The organism is Arthrobacter sp. Y3225116, assembly GCF_059091245.1.
The window spans coordinates 1-3,926 of sequence record NZ_JBNHGL010000256.1; the positions used below are offsets into that span (position 1 = coordinate 1).

Sequence of the window (3,926 nt, forward strand, 5' to 3'; positions counted from 1 at the left end):
CAGCCCGGCCGCCGCCGCGATCCTGGCCACTTCATCCCGCAGCCGGTCGGTGCCGCCGACGAGGACGACGTCCGTCGCTTCCGCGGGTTTCCAGCGGGACCGCGCGGCGGCGGTGTGCTGACTTGGCATGCCCTGATCTTCGCTGAGCTCCCGGCCCGCGCCCGCCACGGCAACTCCTGATGTGGACCGTGAGGGACGGCTTGGAGCGTGTGGAGGACCGGTCGGTGCAGAATTGAGGTGTGTATATGGTCCTGGCCTCCGCCGCGCGGAACATTTCCGTGCCAAAGGGCACAGAACCCGTCGCTTACCTGCAGCGCACCGACGCGCACGGCACCCCCTCCGGGCCGCCCGTCGTCGTGCCCCAGGGACGACTCGCCTCGACGGTCCGGAGCCTGGATGGCGAGGGACCCCGCTGGGTCTTCGAAGCCACGCGCGCCGCGTATCAGCCGCTGCTGGCCGCCGGCACCGGCGTGGACCGCAGCCACGATCTCACGCTCGCCCGCAACATCCTGGCGCTGTCGGTCCACGCCCCGGACACCGGGTATATCCGGGCGCTGCGGGAGGCGCCGGCCACGCATCAGGACGACGATCTGCCCCGTCAGCTGCAGCCGCCGCAGCAGTCCCCGGACCAGTTCACCCTTTTTGACGAACCACAGCCCGGCGGCACCGAGCTGGAGGACCTCGTGGCCGAGCTGCAGGACCAGTTGGCGGCCGTAGCCGCGTCGGTCCACCGCGGCCGGCTGCAGCTGCTGCTGGCGGCAGAGTCGGCAGGCGCCCTGATCGCCACCGAGATGGAGCACGCCGGCGTGCCGTGGCGCGAGGACGTGCACCTGGGCATCCTGACGGACCAGCTGGGGGAACGCCCGCGGGAAGGCCAGCGGCCGGACAAGCTGGAGGAGCTCGCCGTCAGGCTCGGACAGGAGCTGGCCAATCCCGCGTTCAACCCCGACTCCCAGCAGCAGCTCATCCGCGCCCTGCACCGGGCCGGCATCGAGGTCAAAACCACCAGCTCCTGGGAATTGAAGCAGCATGCCCATCCGGCGATCGAGCCGCTGCTGCACTACCGCAAGCTCGCCCGCCTGTTCACTGCCAATGGCTGGGCGTGGCTGGACGCCTGGGTCCGGGACGGCCGATTCCGGCCCGAGTACGTGGTGGGCGGCGTGGTCACCGGGCGATGGGCCTCACGCGGCGGCGGGGCCCTGCAGATTCCCGGCCAGATCCGGGACGCCGTCCGCCCTGATCCCGGCCACAAGCTCATCGTCGCGGACGCAGCCCAGCTGGAACCCCGGGTGCTGGCGGTGCTGGCGCAGGACGAGGCCCTGGCAGCGGCCGGCCGCGGCAAGGATCTCTATCAAGGCATTGCCGACGCCGGATTCGCCGGCGACCGTGCCAAGGCGAAGATCGCGATGCTCGGGGCCATGTACGGTGCGACCACCGGCGAGTCCGGCCGGCTGATGCCCCAGCTCACGCGGACGTATCCGCAGGCCATCGCGGTGGTCGAGCGCGCGGCCCGGGCCGGCGAGGCGGGGCAGGTGGTCAGCAGCTACCTGGGCCGCAGCTGCCCTCCGCCGTCGGAACGCTGGCTGGCCTCCCAACGGACCGCCACAGCCGAAGAGCAGCGACTGGCCGATACCCTCGCCCGCAGCCGCGGCCGCTTCACGCGCAACTTTGTGGTGCAGTCCACGGCCGCTGAATGGGCGCTGTGTTGGCTGGCGGAATTACGACGGCGGCTGCGCGCCTGCGCGGCGGAAGGAACCTTCGTGGGGGAAATGGTGTTCTTCCTCCACGACGAGGTCATGCTGCACGTCCGCGAGGACCGTGCCCAACTGGCCTGCCGGCTGGTCGAAGAATCCGCCGCTGCCGCCACCCGCCTGGTCTTCGGCCGCATCCCTGTGGCCTTCCCTGTCAGTGTGGCAGTGGTCGATTCCTACGCCGACGCCAAGTAAGGCAGCGCGCCTCCCCCAGCCAGATTGGCCACCGGCCGGACCATGACCGTCAGCCGGCCGCGGGGCGCAGGCTGCAGGGACCGGGCAACCGTCAGCCGGCCGCAGGGCGCGGAGCGATCGGTGCCGGGATCTCCCGCGACCTGTCCCAGTCCAACGACCACCCCAGGTCGTCAAAAAGGTGACTGAGCACAATGGCGGTAAAGCCCCAGACCACCACGCCGTGGACCAGGAACGCGGGGCTGCGGAAGACGTGGTCGCCGCGGCGGAGCACCGACATGCGCCGGTTGGCCGGATCCAGCAGGTCCGCGACCGGCACACGGAAGACCTGCGCCGACTCGGCAAAGTCGACCACGTCGACCGGCGAGGGAGCGGCCCACCAGGCCAGGACCGGCGTCACCAAAAAGTTGCTGACGGACAGCGGGATGTCCGGCAAGACACCCAGGACTTCGACGCCGGCCGCGTCCAGGCCGGTTTCCTCGACCGCTTCGCGGACCGCGGCGGCGGCGGGCCCGTCGTCGTCGGCGTCGATGCGGCCGCCCGGAAACGCCACCTGCCCGGGATGCGAGGAGAGGCCCGCGGCGCGTTCCACGAAGAGCAGGTCAAGGTCATCCGGGACGGCCGAATCGTGGAAGTGGGCCGGTGCGTCGTCCAGGGCGCCGAAGAGCAGGAGCACCGCGGCCGGGCGGGCCGTCCCCTGGTCAAGGGCGACGTCGTACCAGCGCTCCCGGTCGCGGACGGAGAGCCGCTGGTCCATCGGCACCTCCACCAGCCGCTGCAGGTCTTGCTTGGCGCTCATCGTCAGGCTCCCAGCGGGAAGCCCGCCGCGCGAAGCTCCCGCCTCGTCTCCCCGGCCATCATCCGGGCCAGCAGTTCTTCGCGTCCCGGCGCGAGTTCGTACTTCAGCAGTTTCCGCGCCTTGTCCGGGTCCACCTCTCCCTCGCCGTAGGACGGGCACCATTGGGCGACGGGGCAGGCGCCGCATGCCGGCTTCCGGGCGTGGCATACCCGCCGGCCGTGGAAGACAACACGGTGCGAGAGCATGGTCCAGTCCTTGGGCTCAAACAGCTCCGCAACATCAAATTCCACCTTGACCGCGTCGGTCGACCCGGTCCAGCCGAAGCGGCGGGACAACCTGAGGAAATGCGTGTCCACGGTGATCCCCGGGATGCCAAAGGCATTGCCCAGCACCACATTGGCCGTCTTTCGGCCGACCCCGGCGAGCTTAACCAGGTCGTCCAGGTTTCCCGGGACCTCGCCGTCGAACTCGTCGACGATCTGGTTGGCCATCTTCAGCAGGCTCTGGGACTTGGCCCGGAAGAAACCCGTGGGCTTGATCAGCTCCTGCAGTTCGGCCTCATCGGCTGCTGCGAGCGCGCGGGCGTCCGGGTAGCGCTCGAAAAGCACCGGAGTGGTCATGTTGACCCGGACGTCGGTGGTCTGCGCGGAGAGGATGGTCGCCACCAGCAGCTCGAAGGGATTGGAGAAATCCAGTTCCGCCACCGCATACGGGTAGTGTTCGGCGAGCTCTTTGTTGATCCGGCGGGCGCGGCGCTTGCGCGCCAGCAGGGACTCCTCGGTCTTGCGCCGGCGGGTGGCCGGCGCCCGGTCAGGCACGCTCAATGTTCGTCAGGTCCCTCAAAACGCCCACCCGGCCGTCCGTGTGCTGCACCAGGAATTCGTCGCCGCGGTCCTGCAGCGCCAGGATCCACGACCCCGGCTCCACCGTGAACATGACCTGGCCGGTGTTCTCGTCCAGCACCGGGCGGGTGCGCCCGACGGCGAACCAAAAGGCCTCGTATTCCCCTTCGGCTTCCTCGTCCTCGTAGTGCTCCCTGGTGGCGCTGATGGGAGCAGACGCCGAGGCAGCGTCGGCGACGGCGCGGGCGGTGGCTTTCTCCCCGACCGCCGGCATGGCCGTGGTGGCTGCTGTTGCCGTCTGGTCGGCGGCAGCGGGTGTGGCACTGGCTCCGGCCCCGGTCG

General features: G+C 70.2%; 3 protein-coding genes and 1 pseudogene. 1 reads left to right on the forward strand and 3 read right to left on the reverse strand.

Going from position 1 to position 3,926, the window contains the following annotated elements:
• The first annotated feature begins 245 nt into the window (after positions 1 to 245).
• A complete protein-coding gene (locus AC5RV2_RS15605; RefSeq protein ID WP_494093093.1) occupies positions 246 to 1,946 on the forward strand; it encodes a bifunctional 3'-5' exonuclease/DNA polymerase in 1,701 nt (566 codons plus the stop codon).
• Positions 1,947 to 2,037: 91 nt separating this feature from the next.
• On the opposite strand, the gene AC5RV2_RS15610 is transcribed toward AC5RV2_RS15605, so the two are convergent.
• The 3 genes and pseudogenes from AC5RV2_RS15610 to AC5RV2_RS15620 all read right to left on the reverse strand — a co-directional run.
• Positions 2,038 to 2,742, reverse strand: a complete 705-nt coding sequence (locus AC5RV2_RS15610) for an NUDIX hydrolase (RefSeq protein ID WP_494093091.1) — start codon at positions 2,740 to 2,742, stop codon at positions 2,038 to 2,040.
• Positions 2,743 to 2,744: 2 nt separating this feature from the next.
• Positions 2,745 to 3,566, reverse strand: coding sequence for an endonuclease III (nth, locus tag AC5RV2_RS15615; RefSeq protein WP_494093092.1), 822 nt, complete (start codon positions 3,564 to 3,566; stop codon positions 2,745 to 2,747).
• Positions 3,553 to 3,926, reverse strand: a pseudogene (locus AC5RV2_RS15620) (hypothetical protein); the annotation flags it as partial. The gene nth and the pseudogene AC5RV2_RS15620, both read right to left, overlap by 14 nt.

Excerpts from the sequence above, each read along its gene's own strand:
- AC5RV2_RS15605 (WP_494093093.1), top strand. The coding sequence starts at position 246 with ATGGTCCTGGCCTCCGCCGCGCGGAACATTTCCGTGCCAAAGGGCACA.
- AC5RV2_RS15610 (WP_494093091.1), bottom strand. The coding sequence starts at position 2,742 with ATGAGCGCCAAGCAAGACCTGCAGCGGCTGGTGGAGGTGCCGATGGAC.